20 protein-coding genes are annotated in these 19925 nt (G+C 75.0%); 13 read left to right on the top strand and 7 right to left on the bottom strand.

Annotation, left to right across the window (positions count from 1 at the left end; translation table 11 throughout):
- The first annotated feature begins 29 nt into the window (after positions 1-29).
- Positions 30-590, top strand: coding sequence for a hemerythrin domain-containing protein (locus ACFZAU_RS21265; RefSeq protein ID WP_500553479.1), 561 nt, complete (start codon positions 30-32; stop codon positions 588-590).
- A 301-nt stretch (positions 591-891) separates the two neighbouring features.
- On the opposite strand, the gene ACFZAU_RS21260 is transcribed toward ACFZAU_RS21265, so the two are convergent.
- The 4 genes from ACFZAU_RS21260 to ACFZAU_RS21245 form a co-directional block, all read right to left on the bottom strand.
- A complete protein-coding gene (locus ACFZAU_RS21260) occupies positions 892-1857 on the bottom strand; it encodes an LLM class F420-dependent oxidoreductase (RefSeq protein WP_500553478.1) in 966 nt (321 codons plus the stop codon).
- A gap of 167 nt (positions 1858-2024) precedes the next feature.
- A complete protein-coding gene (locus ACFZAU_RS21255) occupies positions 2025-2198 on the bottom strand; it encodes a hypothetical protein (protein ID WP_500553477.1) in 174 nt (57 codons plus the stop codon).
- A 21-nt stretch (positions 2199-2219) separates the two neighbouring features.
- Positions 2220-2423, bottom strand: a complete 204-nt coding sequence (locus tag ACFZAU_RS21250; RefSeq protein WP_500553476.1) for a hypothetical protein — start codon at positions 2421-2423, stop codon at positions 2220-2222.
- 91 nt (positions 2424-2514) lie between these two features.
- The gene (locus ACFZAU_RS21245; protein ID WP_500553475.1) at positions 2515-3534 is read right to left on the bottom strand and encodes an NAD-dependent epimerase/dehydratase family protein; all 1020 of its coding nucleotides are present in this window, start codon (positions 3532-3534) and stop codon (positions 2515-2517) included.
- Between the two features lie 330 nt (positions 3535-3864).
- Here ACFZAU_RS21245 and ACFZAU_RS21240 point away from each other — a divergent pair, with 330 nt between their 5' ends.
- The 10 genes from ACFZAU_RS21240 to ACFZAU_RS21195 are packed head-to-tail and all read left to right on the top strand — an operon-like array spanning position 3865 to position 14546.
- Complete coding sequence (locus ACFZAU_RS21240) at positions 3865-4830, top strand: NAD-dependent epimerase/dehydratase family protein (RefSeq protein ID WP_500553474.1); 966 nt, start codon at positions 3865-3867, stop codon at positions 4828-4830.
- A 56-nt stretch (positions 4831-4886) separates the two neighbouring features.
- Positions 4887-6548: a carbamoyltransferase family protein gene (locus ACFZAU_RS21235; protein ID WP_500553473.1), complete on the top strand. Its 1662-nt coding sequence runs from the start codon at positions 4887-4889 to the stop codon at positions 6546-6548.
- Complete coding sequence (locus ACFZAU_RS21230; protein WP_500553472.1) at positions 6545-7603, top strand: glycosyltransferase family 2 protein; 1059 nt, start codon at positions 6545-6547, stop codon at positions 7601-7603. Before ACFZAU_RS21235 ends, ACFZAU_RS21230 begins: the two co-directional genes overlap by 4 nt.
- Positions 7600-8217, top strand: coding sequence for an HAD-IIIA family hydrolase (locus tag ACFZAU_RS21225; protein ID WP_500553471.1), 618 nt, complete (start codon positions 7600-7602; stop codon positions 8215-8217). Before ACFZAU_RS21230 ends, ACFZAU_RS21225 begins: the two co-directional genes overlap by 4 nt.
- A complete protein-coding gene (locus tag ACFZAU_RS21220) occupies positions 8214-9245 on the top strand; it encodes a glycosyltransferase family 9 protein (RefSeq protein WP_500553470.1) in 1032 nt (343 codons plus the stop codon). Before ACFZAU_RS21225 ends, ACFZAU_RS21220 begins: the two co-directional genes overlap by 4 nt.
- Positions 9242-10207, top strand: a complete 966-nt coding sequence (locus ACFZAU_RS21215; protein ID WP_500553469.1) for a glycosyltransferase — start codon at positions 9242-9244, stop codon at positions 10205-10207. Before ACFZAU_RS21220 ends, ACFZAU_RS21215 begins: the two co-directional genes overlap by 4 nt.
- Positions 10204-11451, top strand: a complete 1248-nt coding sequence (locus ACFZAU_RS21210) for a glycosyltransferase (RefSeq protein WP_500553468.1) — start codon at positions 10204-10206, stop codon at positions 11449-11451. Before ACFZAU_RS21215 ends, ACFZAU_RS21210 begins: the two co-directional genes overlap by 4 nt.
- 43 nt (positions 11452-11494) lie before the next feature.
- Positions 11495-12127, top strand: a complete 633-nt coding sequence (locus ACFZAU_RS21205; protein WP_500553467.1) for a D-sedoheptulose-7-phosphate isomerase — start codon at positions 11495-11497, stop codon at positions 12125-12127.
- On the top strand, positions 12124-13524 hold the full coding sequence (locus tag ACFZAU_RS21200) for a PfkB family carbohydrate kinase (protein ID WP_500553466.1): 1401 nt from the start codon (positions 12124-12126) through the stop codon (positions 13522-13524). The genes ACFZAU_RS21205 and ACFZAU_RS21200 overlap by 4 nt, the downstream gene beginning before the upstream one ends.
- Complete coding sequence (locus ACFZAU_RS21195) at positions 13521-14546, top strand: glycosyltransferase family 9 protein (protein WP_500553465.1); 1026 nt, start codon at positions 13521-13523, stop codon at positions 14544-14546. The genes ACFZAU_RS21200 and ACFZAU_RS21195 overlap by 4 nt, the downstream gene beginning before the upstream one ends.
- Before the next feature lie 6 nt (positions 14547-14552).
- Here ACFZAU_RS21195 and ACFZAU_RS21190 read toward each other — a convergent pair whose 3' ends face one another.
- From ACFZAU_RS21190 to ACFZAU_RS21180, 3 genes are all read right to left on the bottom strand, one after another.
- Positions 14553-15755, bottom strand: coding sequence for a PP2C family protein-serine/threonine phosphatase (locus tag ACFZAU_RS21190; protein WP_500553464.1), 1203 nt, complete (start codon positions 15753-15755; stop codon positions 14553-14555).
- Positions 15756-16060: 305 nt separating this feature from the next.
- Complete coding sequence (locus tag ACFZAU_RS21185; RefSeq protein WP_500553463.1) at positions 16061-16276, bottom strand: hypothetical protein; 216 nt, start codon at positions 16274-16276, stop codon at positions 16061-16063.
- A 106-nt stretch (positions 16277-16382) separates the two neighbouring features.
- Positions 16383-17645, bottom strand: a complete 1263-nt coding sequence (locus tag ACFZAU_RS21180) for an MFS transporter (protein WP_500553518.1) — start codon at positions 17643-17645, stop codon at positions 16383-16385.
- Positions 17646-18125: 480 nt separating this feature from the next.
- Between ACFZAU_RS21180 and ACFZAU_RS21175 the strand changes: the two genes are divergently transcribed.
- Positions 18126-18872, top strand: a complete 747-nt coding sequence (locus ACFZAU_RS21175) for an SDR family oxidoreductase (protein WP_500553462.1) — start codon at positions 18126-18128, stop codon at positions 18870-18872.
- Positions 18863-19672: an SDR family oxidoreductase gene (locus ACFZAU_RS21170; protein ID WP_500553461.1), complete on the top strand. Its 810-nt coding sequence runs from the start codon at positions 18863-18865 to the stop codon at positions 19670-19672. Before ACFZAU_RS21175 ends, ACFZAU_RS21170 begins: the two co-directional genes overlap by 10 nt.
- Positions 19673-19925 lie beyond the last annotated feature (253 nt).

Below are 19925 nucleotides of genomic sequence, written 5' to 3'. Positions count from 1 at the left end.
CGCACACCGGAACGGAAGGGAGTCACGTGATGGGACACGGCGGAAACGTCATCGCGGAACTCACGGCCGACCACCGCGAGGTGGAGGAGTACTTCGCCCGACTGCGGGCCCTGCCCCCGGGCGACAAGGAACGCAGGAAGGTCATGGACGAGGTCACCATCGAGCTGGTGCGGCATTCGGTGGCCGAGGAGATGTACCTCTACCCGGCCGTCCGGGAGCACCTGCCCGGAGGGGACGCCCTGGCCGACAAGGAGATCGGTGAGCACGCCGAGGTCGAGCAGGTCCTCAAGGACCTGGAGGACGTCGACATCGACGACGCCCGGTTCGACCAGTTGGTGGGCAAGCTGATCACCGACGTCACCGAGCACGTCCAGGAGGAGGAGCGGCAGCTCTTCCCGAGCCTGGCGCAGGCCTGTTCGCCCGAGAAGCTGAACGAACTCGGCGATCAGGTGCGCAGGGCCAAGAAGGTCGCACCGACCCGGCCGCACCCCAGTGCGCCGGACACCCCGCCCGGCAACAAGCTGCTGGCGCCGGGTACCGGACTGGTGGACCGCGCCCGCGACTTCGTCACCGGCCGCGGCAAGTCCTGACGCGACCGGCCACGCCGGGGGCCGCCCACACGGGTCGACCGTGTGGGCGGGCCCCCGCGGGGGGCGGAACGGCGGGCCCCCGCCGGGGGGGGCAGGGGGGCCCCCCGCCAAGGTGACCGCACCCCGGGGGGGGCGGCGGCCCCCGGGGGGGTGCCCGCCCCCCCCCACTGCGCCCCGGGCGGGGCCCCCCCCGCCCCCCCCCCCCCCCCGGGGGGCCCCCCCCCGGGGGGGCCGGGGGGGGGCGCCCCCCGGCGTGGCTCTGACGGGCGGCCCCCGGCGTGGCTCTGACGGGCGGCCCGCGTCAGAGTTCACGGAGCGCGGGCAGGAGGGTCTTCTCGGCCCAGTCGAGGAAGGCCGGCTGCGTGTCGCCGCCGACCTGGACGAGGGCGATCTCGGTGAACCCCGCTTCCGCGTACGGCCGGACCGCCTCCACGAAGGCCTCCGGGTCGTCCCCGCAGGGAATGGACTCCGCGACGTCCTCCATACGTACGTTCTCGCTCGCGGACGCGAAGGCCGCCGTGCCGGGCAGTTCGGAGTTGACCTTCCATCCGCCGCCGAACCAGCGGAACTGCTCGTGCGCCCGCCGGACGGCCGTGTCCCGGTCGGGGTCGTAGGACACCGGCAGCTGCCCGACGCGCGGCTTGCCCGCGCCGCCGTGCTCGTCGAAGGCGGTCACCAGATCCGCATCCGGCTCCGTGGCGATCATCAGATCGGCCAGCCGCCCCGCCAGTTCGCAGGACTGCGCCCCCGACACCGCGACCCCGATCGGCGGCGGCCGGTCGGGCAGGTCCCACAGCTTCGCCGACTCCACGTCGAAGTGCTCGCCCCGGTGGTTGACGTAACCTCCGCCGAACAGCGCGCGGATGATCTCCACGGCCTCGGCGAGCATCGCCTGGCGGACGTCCACGGCGGGCCAACCGCCGCCCACCACATGCTCGTTGAGGTTCTCGCCCGATCCCAGCCCGAGCCGGAAGCGGCCGTCGGAGAGCAACTGCACCGTCGCGGCCTTCTGCGCCACCACGGCGGGGTGGTAGCGCACGGTCGGGCAGGTCACGTACGTCATCAGCGGGATCCGCGAGGTGGCCTGCGCCGCCGCGCCCAGCACGCTCCAGGCGTAGGGCGCGTGGCCCTGCTCGTCCAGCCAGGGGAAGTAGTGGTCGGAGGTCACCGAGAAGTCGAAGCCGGCCTCCTCGGCCCGGACGACGTGGGCCACCAGGTCCTTGGGGCCGGCCTGCTCGGTCATCATCGTGTATCCGAATTGCGTCATATGGGGCGGCTGCCCGGTCGATCACCGCGGAAACGGCCGCGCACGCGTGTGTGCGCCGGCGGATCAGGGGCACCCGGAAAGTGCGGTGAGGCAGCCGCATGGTGGGTGAACGCCCCGGACGCCGGACCCCCCTCCGGCGTCCGGGACACCCATGGACCCTCCCCGTCTCAGTCGGGCGGCTCCTGCGGCGGCACGTCGCGCGACGCCTCGACGTCCTCGCTCTGCCGGTGCTTGCGCTTCGCGGCGCCGGGATCACGTCCGCGAACCTGCCGCGGATCCTGCCGGTCCTCCGGGTGCGGCGTCGTGCGGGGCGCCTCGTCGGATGTCTCTTCGTGCTCCATGTCCTTCTCCTCGCTGCGCGGTCAGTCACGCTCCGAAGCCGCCCACGGCCCCGCGGGCGCGCCTTCGGCGCCCTCGTCGTCCTCGTCCCGCCGGGCGCGTTCCCGCGGCTCCGGCGGCGGTGCCGGCGCCAGGGGTGCCCCGGGGACCAGGCTCTCCGGTGACGCGGCGTCCGGCTCCTCGTCCCGGTTGCGGTCGGGAGCCCGGTCTCGATCCGGTGTGTCCATGGCCCTCGACTGCCCTGCGTGGCGACGGGCATACCTGCGCCGCGCAGGGGGCGCCGGGCACCGCGCGGACTCCTCCTGGGCAGCCGCCCGCTCATCCCTGGACGGGACCACTCCCCCGGGCGGCGGTGTCCTGCGGATGCTGCGCCCGGTCGGCCGCCGGGCCGGCGAAGTAGGCGATGGTGGTCTTCAGCCCGTCCGCCCAGGACACGCGGGGCCGCCAGCCGAGCAGTTCCCTGGCCAGCGTGGTGTCGGGCCTCAGGTGCTCGGGATCCCCCGGCGGCCGCTCGACGAAGTGCACCGGGGATCGTGAACCGGTCAGGTCGAGGACGCTGCGCGCCAGGTTCCCCACGGTCATCTCCTGCGTGCCGCCGACGTTGACCGGTCGTACCGAGCGGCTCGCCGCGACGACGAGGATGCCCTCGATGAGGTCGTCCACGTAGCACAGGCAGCGGGTCTGGCTGCCGTCGCCGGTCACCGTGAGCGGTTCGCCGGCCAGTGCCTGCCGGATGAAGGTGGGCACCGCCCGCCCTTCGTGCGCGGGCATGCGCGGACCGTAGCCGGAGAACAGCCGGACGATCCCCGCGTCCGTGCCGTGAGCGGCCGCGTGGGCGGTGACCATGGCCTCCGCGAAGCGCCGGGACTCGGCGTTCGGCGACCGCGCCCCGACCGGGTCGACGTACCCGGGGTAGTCCTCGCGCTGCGGGTGCGACCTCGGATTCCCGTAGACCTCCGAGGTCGACGTCAACAGCAGCCGTGCGCCGTCCCGATGCGCGACGGCCAGGGCCCGGCGGGTACCGTCGCTGCCTGTTTCCATGGCCCGGAGGGGGTCGGCGCGGCACTCGCCGGGGTCCGGCCAGGCCAGGTGGAGGACGACGTCGTACGGACCGTCGAGCACGTCCGGTGCGTCCGGGGCGGCGACGTCGCAGGGCAGGAAGCGGAAGCCCGGGCACGCGCCCAGGTGGTCGAGGCGCGGGGTGTCGAGGCTCCGGTCCGCGCAGTCGACGTCGACCCCGGCGTCGAGCAGACGCTCGCAGAGGGCGGAACCGAGGAAGCCGGCTCCCCCGGTCACCAGGGCACGCCGCCAGGGCGGGGGCGGTACGAGGGGCGTCATGCATGCCCCCTTCCGTCGTCGGGGGCCTGCGACGGCCGGGCCGGCAGAGCCCGGCGGCGTCCAGGACGGGCGGTACGCCTTTCGGGTTGCCCCGCCCGGTGCGGCTTCAACCGCCGCACCGGTACCGCGCCCGTCCCGCGCGCCCCGCTCTCGCTCTTCCGGTGAAGGCCCTTTGACCTGCGCTCATGCACGGAACGCGCCCCGGGAAACGACAGGCACATTCACCCGAACGGCCCACACGGGCGGGCCCCCGGGACCCCCAGGGCCGATGGTGAGGAGTGGCTCGTCAGCCGCGCACGCGGCGAGATCCACCCGACGGGAGGAAATCGGATGACGCGCACTTCCTCACCCCCCTGGGACCACGCCGTCGTCACCGGCGGTGCGGGTTTCGTCGGCTCCCACCTGTGCGCCGCCCTGCTGGACGCGGGTACGGCGGTCACCTGCGTGGACGACTTCAGCACCGGTCGCCGGGAGAACGTGGCGGCGCTCCACGGCCGTCCCGGATTCACCCTCGCCCCCGGCGACGTGACCGAGGGCCTGACGGTGGACCACCCCGCAGACCTCGTGCTGCACTTCGCCTCCCCCGCCTCACCGGCGGACTACCTCCGGCTGCCCCTGCACACCATGGAGACCGGCAGCGCCGGTACGCGCAACGCCCTGGCCCTGGCCCGCGACCACGGCGCCCGCTTCGTGTTCGCGTCCACCTCGGAGGTCTACGGGGACCCTCAGCAGCATCCCCAGAGCGAGCGCTACTGGGGTCATGTGAACCCGGTCGGCCCGCGGAGCGTCTACGACGAGGCCAAGCGCTTCAGCGAGGCGCTGACCACCGCGGAGGCCGAGTGCCACGGCACGAACGCGGGCATCGTGCGGCTGTTCAACACCTACGGCCCGGGCATGCGCGGGCACGACGGCAGGGCGGTGCCGACCTTCATCCGCCAGGCGCTGTCCGGGGAGCCGCTCACGGTGACCGGCGACGGCAGCCAGACCCGGTCGCTGTGCTACGTCGACGACACCGTGCGGGGCGTCCTCGCGCTGGCGGCCGATGGCATGCGCGGGCCGGTCAACATCGGCAACCCCATCGAGTTCAGCATGCTCGACCTGGCCCGGCTGGTGGTCGAACTCACCGGCTCCGCCTCGGACATCCGCTTCATCGACCGACCCACCGACGACCCGGCGGTGCGCTGCCCCGACATCACGCTGGCGCGCGACAAGCTCGGCTGGGAGCCGCGGGTGGCCGCCGAGGAGGGGCTGCGCCGCACCATCGCGTGGTTCCGCGCCGAACAGGCCGCCGCCTGAACACCGCGTCACCCGCGCCCCGTCGCCGTCCCGTCCCGTGAAAGGCCGGTACGCCCATGCGCATCCTGGGTATCAACGCGCTCTTCCACGACCCGGCCGCCGCCCTGGTCGTCGACGGCCGGACCGTGGCCGCCGCGGAGGAGGAACGCTTCTCGCGGCGCAAGCACGGCAAGCGTCCGGTGCCGTTCTCCGCATGGGAGTTGCCGGAGAAGGCAGCGGCCTGGTGCCTGGAGCGGGCCGGGCTGCGGCCCGCCGACCTCGACGCCGTCGCCTACTCCTTCGACCCCGCGCTGGCCCGGCCCGCCGAGGACATGGGCCTGGACGACCCCTGGGACCATGTCCGGCTGACCTACGCGCGACAGGCACCCGCCTTCCTGGCCACCGCCCTTCCCGGCCTGGACCCGCACCGGGTGCGCTTCGTGGCGCACCACATGGCGCACGCCGCCTCCAGCGCCTTCGCCGCGCGCGACGCCCGCTCCTCGGCGGTGCTGGTCCTCGACGGCCGCGGCGAGAGCGCCTCGCACCTGGCGGCCCGCCGCATCGGGGAGCGGCTGGAGCCCCTGTACGCCCAGCGGTTGCCGCACTCCCTCGGCCTGGTCTACGAGGAACTGACCGAGCACCTGGGCTTCCTGCGCTCCTCGGACGAGTTCAAGGTGATGGCCCTGGCCTCGTACGGCCGGCCGCGCATGCTCGGCGAGCTGCGCCGGCACGTGTACTCCACCGGTGACGGCGGCTTCCACGCGGTCGGCGTCCCCTGGGCCGGACTGTGCCCGGCCCGGGCCGCGGACGAGCCGTGGACCCAGGAGCACGCCGACGTGGCGGCCAGCGCCCAGGCGGTGCTGGAGGAAGTGCTGCTCGACCTCGTGCGCTGGCTGCACGGGCGCACCCACGACGGCCTGCTCACGATGGCGGGAGGAGTCGCCCTGAATTGCGTCGCCAACTCGCGGGTCGCGGCCGAGGGCCCCTTCGACACGGTGTGGGTCCAGCCGGCGGCGGGCGACGCCGGCACCGCCCTCGGCGGAGCGCTGTACCTGGCGGCCGCCGACGGCGACGACCCCGCACCGATGCCCGGCGCGGACCTGGGCCGGGAGTGGACGGACGCGGAGCTCGGCGCCTTCCTCAAGACGGCCGCGGTGCCCTTCGAACGCCCCGCGGACATCGCCGTCACGGTCGCGGAGGCGCTGGCCCACAACGCGATCGTGGCCTGGTTCCAGGGGCGTTCGGAGTACGGGCCCCGGGCGCTCGGCCACCGCTCGTTGCTCGCCCACCCCGGACATGCCGGCAACCTGGAACGCCTCAACGACATCAAGGGACGGGAGCAGTTCCGGCCCGTCGCTCCGATGGTGCTCGCCGACCGTGCCGCCTCGATCTTCCACGGCCCGCTGCCGAGCCCGTACATGCTGTTCGTGCACGAGGTCGAGCCGGCGTGGCGGGAGCGCATCCCGGCCGTCGTCCACGTCGACGGGACCGCCCGCATCCAGACGGTGGACCCGGCCGCCGAACCGCTGATGTCGCGTGTGCTGGCCCGGTTCGAGCGGCTCACCGGGCTGCCGGTGGTCGTCAACACCAGCCTCAACACCGCCGGCCGGCCCATGGTGGACGACCCGCGCGACGCCCTGGAGTGCTTCGGTTCCACCCCGGTGGACCTTCTGGCCATCGGACCGTACGCGGTACGCCGTGCGGAACTGTTCGCCGACGGCGAGGGCGGGCCGCGATGACGACGCACCGCCCGTACGGGCCGGAGTACGCCGTGGTCGTGCCCACCCTGGGACGGCCCAGCCTCCAGGTGTGCCTGCACGCCCTCGCCTCCGCCGAGGGGCCGTCGCCCCAGGCCGTGGTCCTGGTCGACGACCGGCCGGCCGGCGGGCAGTCCCGGCCGTTGAAGGTGCCCGCCGGGCTCCGTCGGCGCACGACCGTGGTGCGGGGCCGGGCGGCCGGCCCGGCTGCCGCCCGCAACATCGGCTGGCGGACGGCTGGTCCGGTGCCCTGGGTGGTCTTCCTCGACGACGACGTGGTGCCCGGACCCACCTGGGCCACGGACCTGGCGGCCGATCTGGCCGCCGCCAGTGGCGTCACCGCCGCCGTCACGGCCCGCATCGAGGTACCGCAGCCGTCCGGCCGGCCCGCCACCGACTGGGAACGCAACACCGCCGGCCTGGCCACCGCGCGCTGGATCACCGCCGACATGGCCTACCGCACCGACGCGCTGCGTGCCGTGGGCGGCTTCGACGAACGCTTCCACCGTGCCTTCCGCGAGGACGCCGACTTGGCGCTGCGCGTCCTGAACGCCGGCTGGTCGCTGGCCGGCGGGCGGCGCACGACCACCCACCCCGTCCGCCCGGCCGACCGGTGGATCTCGCTGCGCCTGCAGGCGGGCAACGCCGACGACGTCCTGATGACGCGTCTGCACGGCCGTCACTGGTGGGGCTGGGCGGGCGCGCCGCGCGGCCGACTGCGCCGTCATGTGCTGATCGCGGCCGCTGCCGCGGCGACGCTCCCGCTGGCGGCACTCGGCCGGCGCTCCGCCGCCGCGGGCTGCGCCGCGCTCTGGCTCGCCGGCACCGCCGAGTTCGCCTGGGCGAGGATCGCCCCCGGGCCGCGTTCACGCGCCGAAGTGACCGCGATGGTGCTCACCAGCGTGGCGATCCCGCCCGCGGCCACCTTCCACTGGCTCCGCGGCCAGGTGAAGCACCGCCATGCCGGGCCGCTGCGTCCCTCGCCTGGGCGTTCCGCCCCGGCGCAGGCCCGGCCGGCCGGGGAGGCCGGAACATGACCGCCCGGTTCACCGCCGGCTCCGCCCACGGACCGCCGCCACCGCGCGCGGGAGGGCCCTGGCTGTTCCCCGGCACTTCGACGCCTCCGCCGCGTGACTTCCCGCAAGCGGTGCTCTTCGACCGCGACGGCACTCTCGTCGCCGACGTGCCCTACAACGGCGACCCGGAGCGGGTGGTGCCCATGCCCACGGCGCGGGAGGCCGTCGACGCCGTACGGGCTCGCGGCATCCCGGTCGGGGTGGTGTCCAACCAGTCGGGTGTCGCCCGCGGCCTGCTGACGAAACGGCAGGTCCTCGCGGTGAAGCGGCGGACGGAGACGCTCCTCGGGCCGTTCGCCGTGTGGGCGGTGTGCCCGCACCTCCTCGGCTGCGGCTGCCGCAAGCCCGCGCCGGGCCTGATCCTGGCCGCCTCCCACTGGTTGGGGGTGCCGGTGTCGCGTGTGGCCGTCATCGGGGACATCGGTTCCGACGTGGCCGCCGCCGACGCCGCGGGCGCCCACGGCGTGCTGGTGCCGACGCCGGCCACCCGCCCGGAGGAGATCCGCGCCGCGAGGGACACCGCCGTCGACCTGCGCGGTGCGGTACGGATGGTGCTGGCGGGAGCCGTACGGTGACTGCGCCGCGTACCCTCGTGGTCAGGCTGGACAGCGCCGGAGACGTCCTGCTGGCCGGTCCCGCCGTCCGCGCCGTGGCCTCCGGCTCGGCGCGCACCACCCTGCTCTGCGGGCCCCTCGGCCTGCCGACGGCCCGGATGCTGCCCGGCGTGGACGAGGTGCTGGTGCACGACGCGCCGTGGGTGGGCCTGGACCCGGCGCCGGTCTCGGCGGAGGCGACGGGCGAGCTGGTGGAGCGGATCGGCGGCGGGCGTTTCGACCGGGCGCTGGTGCTGGTCTCCTTCCACCAGAGTCCGCTGCCGGTCGCGTTGCTGCTCAAGCTCGCGGGTGTCGGGCAGGTCTGCGCGGACTGCGAGGACTACCCCGGCTCGCTGCTCGACCTGCGGCACCGCAGGCGGCCCCGGCGCCACGAGGCGGACGCGGCACTGGACCTGGCCCGTGCCGCCGGGTTCCCGCTCCCGGAAGGCGACGACGGAAGGCTGCGGGTCGTCCGGCCGCCGGGGACGGCCCGTCTGACCGGACCAGGCCCGTACGTCGTGCTCCACCCGGGCGCGGCGGTGGGGGCACGGCGCTGGAGCGCCGGACGGGCCGCGCGCGCAGTGGCAGCGCTCTCCGCGGCCGGCCACCGGGTGGTGGTCACCGGCAGCCGGGAGGAGAAGCACCTGACGGCCGCGGTCGCCGGCGACCACGCGCTGGACCTCGGCGGCGCGACGGACTGGCCCCAGCTGGCCGGCGTCCTGCGGTCCGCGCGGGCCGTGGTGATCGGCAACACCGGCGCGATGCATCTGGCCGCCGCCGTGGGAACGCCGGTGGTCTGCCTGTTCTCCCCTGTCGTACCGGCAGGGCGGTGGCGCCCCTACAGGGTGCCCCACGTGCTCCTGGGCGATCAGGAGGCGCCGTGCGCGGGCAGCCGCGCCAGGCTCTGCCCCCTCCCCGGCCACCCCTGCCTGGACTCCGTGGACGACGCCGCGGTCCTGGCCGCCGTCGACAGCCTGACCGGCCGCACCCGAGGAGGCACACTCCCGTGAACATCCTGCTGTGGCACGTGCACGGATCGTGGACGACGGCGTTCGTCCAGGGACCGCACACCTACCTGGTGCCCGTCACCGACGGGCGCGGTCCCGACGGGCGCGGCCGCGCCGCGACGTTCCCCTGGCCCGCCACGGTGCGGGAGGTGACCCCGGCCCGTTTGCGGGAGGAACCGGTGGACGTGGTGCTCCTGCAACGACCGCACGAGCTCGACCTGGCCACCCGGTGGCTTGGGGGCCGTCGCCCCGGACGCGACGTACCGGCCGTCTACCTGGAGCACAACGCTCCCGCCGGGCAGGTGCCCTGCACCCGGCATCCCTTCGCCGACCGGGACGACCTCACCCTGGTGCACGTCACCCATTTCAACCGCCTGTTCTGGGACAACGGGACCACCCGCGCGGAGGTCGTCGAGCACGGCATCGTGGACCCGGGGCACCGCTACACCGGCACCGTGGCCCGCGCGGCGGTCGTGGTCAACGAGCCCGTGCGGCGCGGCAGGTTCACCGGTACCGATCTGCTGCCGGCCCTCGCCGAGGCGGCGCCGCTCGACGTCTTCGGCATGCGGACCGAAGGTCTGGCCGAGCACCTGGAAGTGCCCCCCGAGCGGTGCCGCACGGCCGACCTCCCCCAGTCCGAGTTGCACGACGCCATGGCGCGGCGACGCCTCTACCTGCACCCCGTGCGCTGGACGTCGCTGGGGCTCTCGCTGCTCGAGGCCATGCACCTGGGCATGCCCGTGGTGGCGCTGGCGACCACCGAGGCCGTCGAGGCCGTGACACCGGGCACCGGCACCGTCTCCACCCGACCGGAGGTCCTGGCCGCCGCGGCCCGCCGTTACCTGCACGAGCCGGCCGCCGCCGCCGCGGACGGCGCACGGGCCCGCCAGGCGGCACTCCAGCGCTACGGACTCGAACGCTTCCTGCACGACTGGGAGCGCCTGCTCAAGGAGGTGTGCTCATGAACGGTCACCACGCAGCCGACGCCATGGCGATCGCCCTGGTCTCGGAGCACGCGAGTCCGCTGGCCACCCTGGGCGGGGTCGACGCGGGCGGGCAGAACGTCCACGTCGCCCGGCTGGCCGCCGCGCTGGCCGGCCGCGGCCACCGTGTGACCGTCTACACCCGCCGGGACGCGCCCGACCTGGCGCATGTGGTGCCACTGTGCCCGGGAGTGGAGGTCCACCATGTGCCCGCGGGGCCCCCACGGCCCGTACCGAAGGACGAACTGCTGCCGCACATGTCCGAGTTCGCCCGTCACTTGGCCCGGTCCTGGCGACTGCGGCCACCGGACGTCGTCCACTCGCACTTCTGGATGTCGGGAGTGGCCTGCCTCCAGGCGGCACGGCAACTGGGCCTGCCGTTCGTGCACACCTTCCACGCACTGGGCACGGTCAAGCGGCGTCACCAGGGAGCCGCCGACACCAGTCCCGCCTCCCGAGTCCTGTGGGAGACGGAAGTGGGCATCGGCTGCGACCGGTTGATCGCCACCTGCCGTGACGAGGTGATCGAACTGGCCGCGATGGGGATACCCGGGCGGCACGTGAGCGTCGTGCCCTGCGGGGTGGACACCGACCGGTTCACCCCGCAGGGGCCCGCCGCCCCGCGCGGCCCGCACCGCCACCGCCTGGTGCAGGTGGGACGGATGGTCCCCCGCAAGGGCGCCGCCGTCTCCGTCGCGGCGCTGTCGCGGCTGCCCGGCACCGAACTTGTCGTCGTGGGCGGTCCTCCGCGGGAGCGCCTGCACGAGGACGCGGAGGTGCGCAGGCTGCGCGAACTGGCGCTGACGGCCGGCGTCGCCGAACGCGTGCGCTTCACCGGCGGGGTGCCCGGCGAGCAGGTCGCCCTGTTGCTGCGCAGCGCGGACCTGGTGCTCTGCCCCGCCGACTACGAGCCGTTCGGCATCGTCCCGTTGGAGGCGATGGCGTGCGGCCGCCCGGTGGTGGCCACGACCGTGGGCGGCCACCTTGACACCGTCACCGACCCCGGTACCGGACGGCTCGTCCCGCCCCGCTCCCCCACCGCCCTGGCCCTGGCCGCGCGTGACCTGCTCGCGGACCCCGCCGCCCGGGACGCCTGCGGGGCGGCCGGCCGCCGTCGCGTCCTCAGCCGCTTCTCCTGGTCCCGGGTCGCCGAGTCGACCGAGCGTGTCTACCAGGGGGTGCTCGCCCCCGGTGAGGTGACGCCGGCTGCCGCGGCCCGGAGCTGACCGGCCCGCCCCCCACCGACCCAGCCGACCAAGGAGGTTCGGGATGAGCGACTACGCGCGCGACTCCGTGCAGCGGCACTGCCAGTCCCTGCAGGAGGCCCTGACCCGGTTCCGCCGGCAGAACGTGGAACAGGTCACCGCCTGGGGCGCCCACCTGGCGGCGGTACTGCCGTTCGGCGGCCGTCTGCTCGCCGCCGGCAACGGCGGCAGCGCTGCGCAGGCCCAGCACCTGACGGCCGAACTCGTCGGCCGCTACCAGCAGGAGCGCCCGGCGTACTCGGCCATCGCCCTGCACGCCGAGACGTCCAGCGTGACCGCCATCGGCAACGACTACGGCTACCAGGAGGTCTTCGCCCGGCAAGTGGCCGCGCACGGCCGCCCCGGAGACGTGCTGGTGCTGCTGTCCACCTCCGGCCGCAGCCCCAACCTGCTCACCGCCGCCCGTACCGGACGGGCCGCCGGCCTGCGGGTGTGGGCGCTGACCGGGCCCCGGCCCAACCCGCTGGCTGACGCCGCCGACGAGGCACTGTGCGTGGACGCCGACGGCGCGGCCACCATCCAGGAGACCCATCTGGTCGCCGTCCACCTGCTGTGCGAGTGCTTCGACGACGCCCTCACCGCTCCCGGGGCCGAACCGTTCACTCCTGCCGCCGCCGTTCACCGGAGGACGTCGTGACCGCCCGCGCACCGCTGGTCGTCGTGGGCGACGCCCTGCTGGACCAGGACATCGACGGGGCCTGCGCGCGCCTGGCCCCGGACGCGCCCGTACCGGTCGTCGACGTCGCCCACGACCGGTACCGGCCCGGGGGAGCCGCCCTGGCGGCGGTGCTGGCCGCCCGCGGCGGCAGGCAGGTGCTGCTGGTCACCGCCCTCGGCGGCGACCCGGCGAGCACGGCCGTGCGCCGCCTGCTGACCCCCCGCGTAACGCTGGTGGAACTCCCCCTGTACGGGACGCTGCCCGTCAAGACGCGCGTCATGGCCGACGGTCGTCCCCTGGTCCGGGTGGACCGGGGCAACGGCGCCCCGGGCCGGCCGGGCCGGGCCGTCGCCGAGGCGGTGCGGCAGGCGCACACCGTTCTGGTCGCCGACTACGGCCGGGGCACCGCGACCGCCGTACGTGAGCAACTGGCCGCGCTGTGCCGCCGGGCGACGGTGGTGTGGGACCCGCATCCGCGGGGGCAGGCGCCGGTGCCCGGGGCGCGACTGGTCACGCCGAACGCCACCGAGGCACGCGCCTTCGCCGACGGTGCCGCGGCGGACGCGTCCCTGCGGGCCTGCGCGGAAGCGGGCTCCGAACTGGCCGGTCGCTGGCAGGCGGCGGCGGTCGCCATCACCCTCGGCGAACGGGGGGTCCTGCTGGCCCGGCCCGGAGCGGCCGCACCGATGCTGGTGCCGGCGCCGTACCGGGCGAGCGGCGACGCCTGCGGCGCCGGGGACTGCTTCGCCGCGGAGGCCACCGGGGCCCTGGCCGACGGCTGCCTCCCCGAGGAGGCCGTGCAGCACGGCGTGGCCGAGGCCACGGCCTTCGTGGCGGCCGGCGGGGCGGCGAACCCCGCCCTGTGGAGCAGCGGGCCCGCCCACCCGGCCGACCGCACCCGGGTGGAGACCGACCCGTTCGCGCTGGCCGAGCGGGTCCGTGCGCGCGGCGGCACCGTGGTGGCCACGGGGGGCTGCTTCGACCTGCTGCACGCGGGCCACGTCGGACTGCTGGAGAGCGCCCGCCGGATCGGCGACTGCCTGATCGTGTGCGTCAACTCCGACGCGTCGATCACCAGGCTCAAGGGCCCGGGACGGCCGCTGTCCCCGCTGGCCGACCGGGTGCGCGTACTGGCGGGGCTGGGCTGTGTGGACGCCGTCGCCGTGTTCGACGAGGACACCCCCACCGCCGTGCTGGGCCGGCTGAAGCCCCAGGTGTGGGCCAAGGGCGGCGACTACAACGCCGACGCGCTCCCCGAAGCCGAGGCCATACGGTGCTGGGGCGGCCAGTGCGTGGTCCTGCCCTACCTGGACGGCCGCTCCACCACCCAGCTCGCCCACCGTGCCGCCGCCAGCGTGCGGCCTCCCGCGTCATGACGGACGCCACCAAGCCGCGGCTCCTGGTACTGCGCGCCCTCGGCCTGGGCGACCTGCTGACCGCGGTCCCGGCCCTGCGGGGGTTGCGCCGGGCCCTGCCGGACCACGAACTGGTGCTGGCCGCGCCCGCCCGGCTGGCGGACGCCTGCGCCGCGACGGGGGCGGTGGACCGGCTGCTGCCGACGACTGCCCCGGGCCGCGCGGTACCCGCCGCCTTGTCGTGGCGCGCCCCGCCGCCCCGGCTCGCGGTGGACCTGCACGGCAACGGGCCGCCGAGTCACCTGCTGCTCCAGCGGCTGCGGCCGGAACGGTTGCTCGCCTATGCCCACCCGGCCACCCCCGACCTGGCCGGTCCGGTCTGGCACGAGGACGAACACGAACGCGCCCGCTGGTGCCGGCTGCTCACCTGGTACGGACTGCCCGCCGACCCGCTGGACCTCGCCCTGCCCTGCCCGCCCGTCCCCTCCCCCGCCCCCGGCGCGGTGGTGGTCCACCCGGGCGCCGACGCGCCCGCACGGTGCTGGCCACCCGGCCGGTTCGCGGCGGTCGCCGACCGGCTGCGCCGTACGGGCCACCGGGTGGTGGTCACCGCGGGAGCCGGTGAGGCCGCGCTGGCCCGGAAGGTGGCGCACCGGGCGGGCCTCGCCGCGGGCGACGTGCTGGGCGGCGACGCCGACGTGCCCTTCGCCCGCCTGGCGGCCCTCGTCGCGCACGCCCGGTGCGTCATCGTGGGCGACACCGGTCTGGCCCACCTGGCCTCCGCCTTCGGCACCGCCTCGGTGGTGCTCTTCGGCCCGGTGTCACCCCGTCTGTGGGGCCCGCCCGTCCGCCCGTGCCACCGCGTGCTCTGGTACGGGGAGCACCACGGGGCGGCCAGGCCGGGCGACGCGCACGGGCTGCGGCCCGACGAGCGGCTGCTGCGCATCACGGTGGACGAGGTCCTGCACGCCGCCCGCGAGGCAATGCGGTCGCCCCGGCCCGGCCGGGCCCCCGGCGAAACCGCCCGGGTCCGTACGTCCTGAACGTGGTCAGGGTCGCTGGGCCTGGCGCAGGGGGTGCCACTCGAAGAGCAGGATGGTCGCGTCGTCGCTCAGGCGCCCGTGCTGCGAACCGAGGATCGCGTGGACCAGACGCCTCAGCACTTCGGGCGCGGGCTCCCCGGCCGCGGCCGCACGGTTGATGTAGTCGATGAAGCGTTCCTCGCCGAAGGCGTTGCCGGTCAGCCGGGCCTCCGTGACGCCGTCGGTGTACAGCAGGACCCGGTCGCCCGGTTCCAGGCGCACCTCGTGCACCTGCCGTTCCCCGGCCGCGCCGAAGTCCATCCCCAGTGGCAGGCCGGGTTCCCGGAGGAACGCGCCGGGCACGAGGGCGTGGTCGCGCAGCAGGTAGGGCGGCGGATGCCCGCAGTTGACCCACCGCAGCCGCCCGGTCGTCATCTGGAGGTCGAGGAAGATCCCGGTGGCGTAGCGCTCCGGGAACAGTCGCTGGAGGTGTTCCCCGACGGTGTCCACGATCACCGGCAGATCGGCCCCGGTCCGTCGTGCGTTGCGGCAGACCGCCAGCACGACCGAGGAGGTCAGACCGGCGGCGAGGTCATGGCCCATGGCGTCGACGATGGTGGCGTGCAGGAGGCTGTCGACCACCGAGTGGTCGAAGGCGTCACCACCGACCTCGTAGGCGGGCTCGACCACGGCGCTCGAGGTGATCAGCTCGGTCCCGATAGTGCGGGGCGGCAGGAAGGCCCACACCATCTCCGCCGCCACCCCCATCGGCGCTGCGCGCTGCGTACGGGCCACCCGGTCGCTGTAGGTGCCCTTGGTCGCCAGGGCCATCGCCACCAGGGCGGCCACGGACTGGCAGCGACGGACCGTCGCCGCGTTCAGGATGCCCGTCTCCACCCTGAGCACGCCCAGTCTTTCGACGCCGTCGATGATCGGTACGAACAGCACCACGGTGTCCTGCTCGCCGGGCTGGATGCGCAGGGATTCGGACCGGTAGGCCCAGCCGGCCAGGCTGGCGTCGATGGGCACCCGCTGCGGCGGCCCCCCGCCCGCTTCGTCGGTCAGCGCCACGAGGACGTTCTGCTGGAGGTCGGCCACATAGATGGTGGTGCTGTCCAGTCCCAGGTCCGCGTAGTGCTGCTGCACGACCTGCGCCAGTCGCCCCGGCTCCGTACGGTGCAGCGCGTCCAGCAGCGCGTCCATGGCCGGGTCGCTCTGTCTCGCACCCATCCGTCCCGCCGATCTGCGACGACATCTCGCCCCCATCTCACGCCGGACCGGTCCCGCGTGCATCCGCTGTGCAGCGTTCCGGGCACATGGCCTCACCGGCGCGACGCCTCGTCGGCCCCCGGGGACACCGGACACGAACGCGGACGGCGAGTAGCGTGGAAGTCGCCGCCTCGCCAGGGCGTGCCGTCTCCTTCCCCCGATCCGCGCCCTGACGGGGGCGGGTTCGCGGCGGCCCTGCCCTTGCTCTCCACACCGACCCCGAGTGCGGGACCGCCTGCGGCAGCACCCGGCCCGGCCGACAGGAGTCAGCACCACTCGTCGGGCCCGCCCCCGCACCACTCGACCAGATCCGGGTCCAGCACCCGTGACGAGTCGGGGTCGATGCCGGCCTGCCACAGGAATTCCAGCAGATCGGCGAGACGACGGGCCGTCCCGGCGTACCTGCCCTGGATCGACACCCGGCGCCCGCCGCCCACCGGCGGGTGCACGATCACCGGGGCGGCGTGTTCCCGCGAGGCCATAGGGCCAGGATGACGCGGGCGGCGACCCGGCGCATCAGCGAACGGACCCGGTACGGCGGCGCGAACACCGCTGCACCCCCGCTACCGGGGGCCGCCGGGCATCCCGCTACGCCGCGGCCTTGAGCGCCGCCCGGGACGCGGTGCCGGCACGGGCCCACAGACGAACCGGCCGGGCCGTACGGCGCTGCCGCAGCAGACAGCCCGCCGCCACCGAGACCGCGATGAGCGCGCCGCCGCCGACGAGGGCGCCCCGTGCCCCCGCGAGCTCCATGAACAACCCCAGCGCCGGCGGTCCGGCCAGCCCGCCGAGGGTACGCACGCTCCCCCAGATGCCCAGTACCCGGCCCCGCAGGTGCGGCGGCGGGTCGGTCTGCAGCACCGTGGTGCCCGCGGTGTCGGACACCGACTCGACCAGGGCCATCGGCAGCACCATCACCAGCAGCAGCGCCAGCGACGGCGCCAGTCCCGCCACCACCTGCAGCAGGCCACCCACCGCGGCGAGCACGCCGACCAGCCGCACGGACGGCCGGCGCAGCCGGGCGCCGAGCACCGCACCGCAGATGCCGCCGAGCGCCAGCACCGTGGAGACCGTCCCGAAGGCACCGGCTCCGGCTGCGAGCGGCCCGGTGACCAGCACGGCGAGGGTCAGTTGGTAGTTGCGGCCGAAGACCGCGCTGAGCGTGGTGATGCCCGCCAGGGCCACCAGGCGCGGGCGGCGTACGAAGAAGGCCAGGCCCTGCCGTACGGACAGCGCCTCCCGCGTCTCGCCCTGCCGCGCCCGCGGAGCGGGACGGCCGGGCGCGGCGGCACGGGTGACGGCGCCGGCCACGGGGCGCAGGAAGGGGATGACGGCAGCGACGAAGCAGAACGACAGCCCGTTGGCCGCGTAGGCGGCTGCCGTGCCGAAGCCGGCGACGGCCACTCCCGCCAGGGCGGTGCCGGCCAGCCGTCCCGCGTTGGTGATGAGCGACCCCACGCCGATCGCCGAGGGCACGTCCTCCTTGTGCACCAGGTCGTTGCCCAGCAGCGCGCAGGCGGGCCCGTCGACGGTGGCGATGATGCCGGTGACCGCGGCCAGCGCCATCAGCACCCCCATCGAGAGACCGCCGGTGGCCACGAGGACCGCCGTGACGAACCCCACCGCGCCGAGCAGCAACTGGCTGACCCCGGCGGTGAGCTTGCGGGGCCAGCGGTCAACTGCCGCCCCGCCGGCCAGGCTCACCAGCACGCCCGGAGCCGCCTGGACCGAGATCGACAGTCCGGTGGCGGCGGCGGAGCCCGTGATCTGGAGCACGAGCAGGTTCTGCACGGTCAGCTGCATCCAGGTGCCGGTGTTCGACACGAAGTTGGCGACGGACCACCAGCGCATGCTCCGGTGGCGCAGGGAGCGCCACGGGGAACGGGAGTCGCTGGGAACGGCGGCGGACGGAACCGGGGAAAGGGGCATGGTGGTGTGATCGGGGGACGAGCCCTGCGGCGCACAAGGCGGGCGAGGGCGAAGGTCCGCAGCCCCGGCGGGAACACCGGAGCCCTCGGCCCCTCACCGACGGACGGATGCCTAGGCGTCGGGTCTCACCCGGCCACGGCGCCGCCCAGCGTGGCAGAGCACCCCCTGTGACCGGGGCCACCCCACAGCACATGCGCCCGGTTTGCCCACTGAATCCCCTGTGCGCCTTGGGGTCGGCGTCCCCGGGTGGGCTTGCTCACACGCGGGCACGGGTCGCCGCGGGGTACACACGGTTGCCCCTTCCGGCATGCCCGCGGACGTGACGGCGCCCACAGTGGAGGGCGACCGCGCGGCGCCGCCCCACCGGGCGGAGCGCGCCCTTCCCGAGCGAGAGGCAAGCACATGAGCAAGGCGGCCCACGTCGACCTGCACGGCCGGCAGGCCCTGGTCACCGGCGCGGCACGCGGTCTGGGCGCGGCCATCGCCCGCCGTCTCGCCGGTGCCGGCGCATCAGTCCTGGTGGCGGACGTACGCAAGGACCTGGCGCAGGAAACCTGCGACGGCATCGTGAGGGACGGCGGCACGGCACACGTCGTGGAGCTGGACATCCGCGACGCCGCGGCGGTCGCCACGGTCTTCCGCGACCTCGACGAGGAGCGGACGCCGGTGGACATCCTGGTCAACAACGCGGCCGTGGACGTGTCGAAGCCGGTCGAGCACCTCAGTGCGGAGGAGGTGAACGGGGTGGTCACCACGAACCTGCTCGGCCCGGTCTACCTGGTGCTGGAGGCCTACCGGCGCATGGTCGCCCGCGGGGGCGGCCACATCGTCAACATCCTGTCCACCGCGGCGACCCGCACCTGGACCGAGGCCGGTCCCTACGCGGCCTCCAAGGCTGGCCTGCGGGCCTTCACCCACACGCTGTTCCAGGAGGCGCAGCGCGACTGCCCCGGCATCGGCGTGACGGGTGTCGTCGCGGGCGGCATGCACACACCGTTCATCCTGGAACGGTTCCCCGACGCCGACGTCACCCTGCTGCAGAGCCCGGAGATCGTCGCGGACACGGTCCTGTACGCGTTGTCGGTGCCCGCGGGCAGCGCGTTGGCCGAGCTGGTCGTCGTACCCCGCAGGGAGCCCTCGTGGCCGTGACGACGGACGGGACCCGCCGCGTCGCGGTCGTGACCGGATCGGACTCCGGCATCGGCCGCGCCACCGCGGTACGCCTGGCCGCCGACGGCCTGGACGTCGGCATCACCTATCACCGCGACCTGGCCGGGGCGGAGGCCACCGCGGAGGAGGTCCGCCGGTACGGCCGCCGGGCGGAGGTCAGCCGGCTCGACCTGACCGCCCTGCCCGCGGCGGCCGATGTGCTCGACGAGCTCGTCGACCGCTTGGGACGCCTCGACGTCCTGGTGAACAACGCCGGCACGGGCACCATGACGGCGTTCCTCGCACTCGACCTGGCCACGATGCGAAGGGTGGTCGACGTCGACCTGGTCGGCCCCTTCCTCTGCAGCCAGCACGCGGCCCGTCGCATGATCGCCCAGGGGGACGGCGGGCGCATCGTCAACGTCACCTCGGTCCACGAGCACCAGCCGCGGGTCGGAGCCGCCCCGTACTGCGCGGCGAAGGGCGGGCTCGGACTGCTGACGCAGGTGATGGCGCTGGAACTCGCGGAGCACGGCATCACGGTCAACGCCGTGGCACCCGGGGAGATCGCCACCCCGATGACCGGCCAGGAGGACCAGGACGCCGGCGCCGAGGAGCGTCCCGGCATCCCCCTGCGCCGTCCAGGTGACGCCCGGGAGGTCGCCGCGGTCATCGCCTTCCTCGCGGGTCGCGAGGCGGCCTACGTCACCGGCGCCTCCTGGTCGGTCGACGGCGGGATGCTGCGCATGGGGCCCATGGCCGGTTCCCATCTCAGGGACGACTCCTGGCGGCGCCCCTGACGCACCGCGCGGCGCGACACGTCGATGCGTCCCTCGCGGGAGACCGACCCACGCAGCGCGGTGTTCCGTCCGCCGCAGCCGGACGCCGGATCCGGCGAGGAGAAGGACGAGGCGCAGGTCCCTGCTGTACGTCGCCGTGGCCCTGCTGCGCTGACCGTGGCGAGCCGCGCCACTGGCCGGCTCGCCCCGCCCGGTGTCGCCTGGCGGCCACCGCCGTCCGCGCGCCACTCGGCTCGGCCGTCACCACCGGGGG

Origin of the sequence: Streptomyces sp. NPDC008238, from assembly GCF_042956445.1 — a bacterium.
Classification (GTDB): Bacteria; Actinomycetota; Actinomycetes; order Streptomycetales; family Streptomycetaceae; genus Actinacidiphila.
This window is presented reverse-complemented; position numbering and strand designations above follow the sequence as displayed.

Excerpts from the sequence above, each read along its gene's own strand:
- ACFZAU_RS21245 (WP_500553475.1), bottom strand. The coding sequence starts at position 3,534 with ATGACGCCCCTCGTACCGCCCCCGCCCTGGCGGCGTGCCCTGGTGACC.
- ACFZAU_RS21230 (WP_500553472.1), top strand. The coding sequence starts at position 6,545 with ATGACGACGCACCGCCCGTACGGGCCGGAGTACGCCGTGGTCGTGCCC.
- ACFZAU_RS21265 (WP_500553479.1), top strand. The coding sequence starts at position 30 with ATGGGACACGGCGGAAACGTCATCGCGGAACTCACGGCCGACCACCGC.
- ACFZAU_RS21210 (WP_500553468.1), top strand. The coding sequence starts at position 10,204 with ATGAACGGTCACCACGCAGCCGACGCCATGGCGATCGCCCTGGTCTCG.
- ACFZAU_RS21250 (WP_500553476.1), bottom strand. The coding sequence starts at position 2,423 with ATGGACACACCGGATCGAGACCGGGCTCCCGACCGCAACCGGGACGAG.
- ACFZAU_RS21205 (WP_500553467.1), top strand. The coding sequence starts at position 11,495 with ATGAGCGACTACGCGCGCGACTCCGTGCAGCGGCACTGCCAGTCCCTG.
- ACFZAU_RS21225 (WP_500553471.1), top strand. The coding sequence starts at position 7,600 with ATGACCGCCCGGTTCACCGCCGGCTCCGCCCACGGACCGCCGCCACCG.
- ACFZAU_RS21240 (WP_500553474.1), top strand. The coding sequence starts at position 3,865 with ATGACGCGCACTTCCTCACCCCCCTGGGACCACGCCGTCGTCACCGGC.
- ACFZAU_RS21195 (WP_500553465.1), top strand. The coding sequence starts at position 13,521 with ATGACGGACGCCACCAAGCCGCGGCTCCTGGTACTGCGCGCCCTCGGC.
- ACFZAU_RS21175 (WP_500553462.1), top strand. The coding sequence starts at position 18,126 with ATGAGCAAGGCGGCCCACGTCGACCTGCACGGCCGGCAGGCCCTGGTC.
- ACFZAU_RS21235 (WP_500553473.1), top strand. The coding sequence starts at position 4,887 with ATGCGCATCCTGGGTATCAACGCGCTCTTCCACGACCCGGCCGCCGCC.
- ACFZAU_RS21260 (WP_500553478.1), bottom strand. The coding sequence starts at position 1,857 with ATGACGCAATTCGGATACACGATGATGACCGAGCAGGCCGGCCCCAAG.
- ACFZAU_RS21255 (WP_500553477.1), bottom strand. The coding sequence starts at position 2,198 with ATGGAGCACGAAGAGACATCCGACGAGGCGCCCCGCACGACGCCGCAC.
- ACFZAU_RS21185 (WP_500553463.1), bottom strand. The coding sequence starts at position 16,276 with ATGGCCTCGCGGGAACACGCCGCCCCGGTGATCGTGCACCCGCCGGTG.
- ACFZAU_RS21180 (WP_500553518.1), bottom strand. The coding sequence starts at position 17,645 with ATGCGCTGGTGGTCCGTCGCCAACTTCGTGTCGAACACCGGCACCTGG.
- ACFZAU_RS21190 (WP_500553464.1), bottom strand. The coding sequence starts at position 15,755 with ATGGGTGCGAGACAGAGCGACCCGGCCATGGACGCGCTGCTGGACGCG.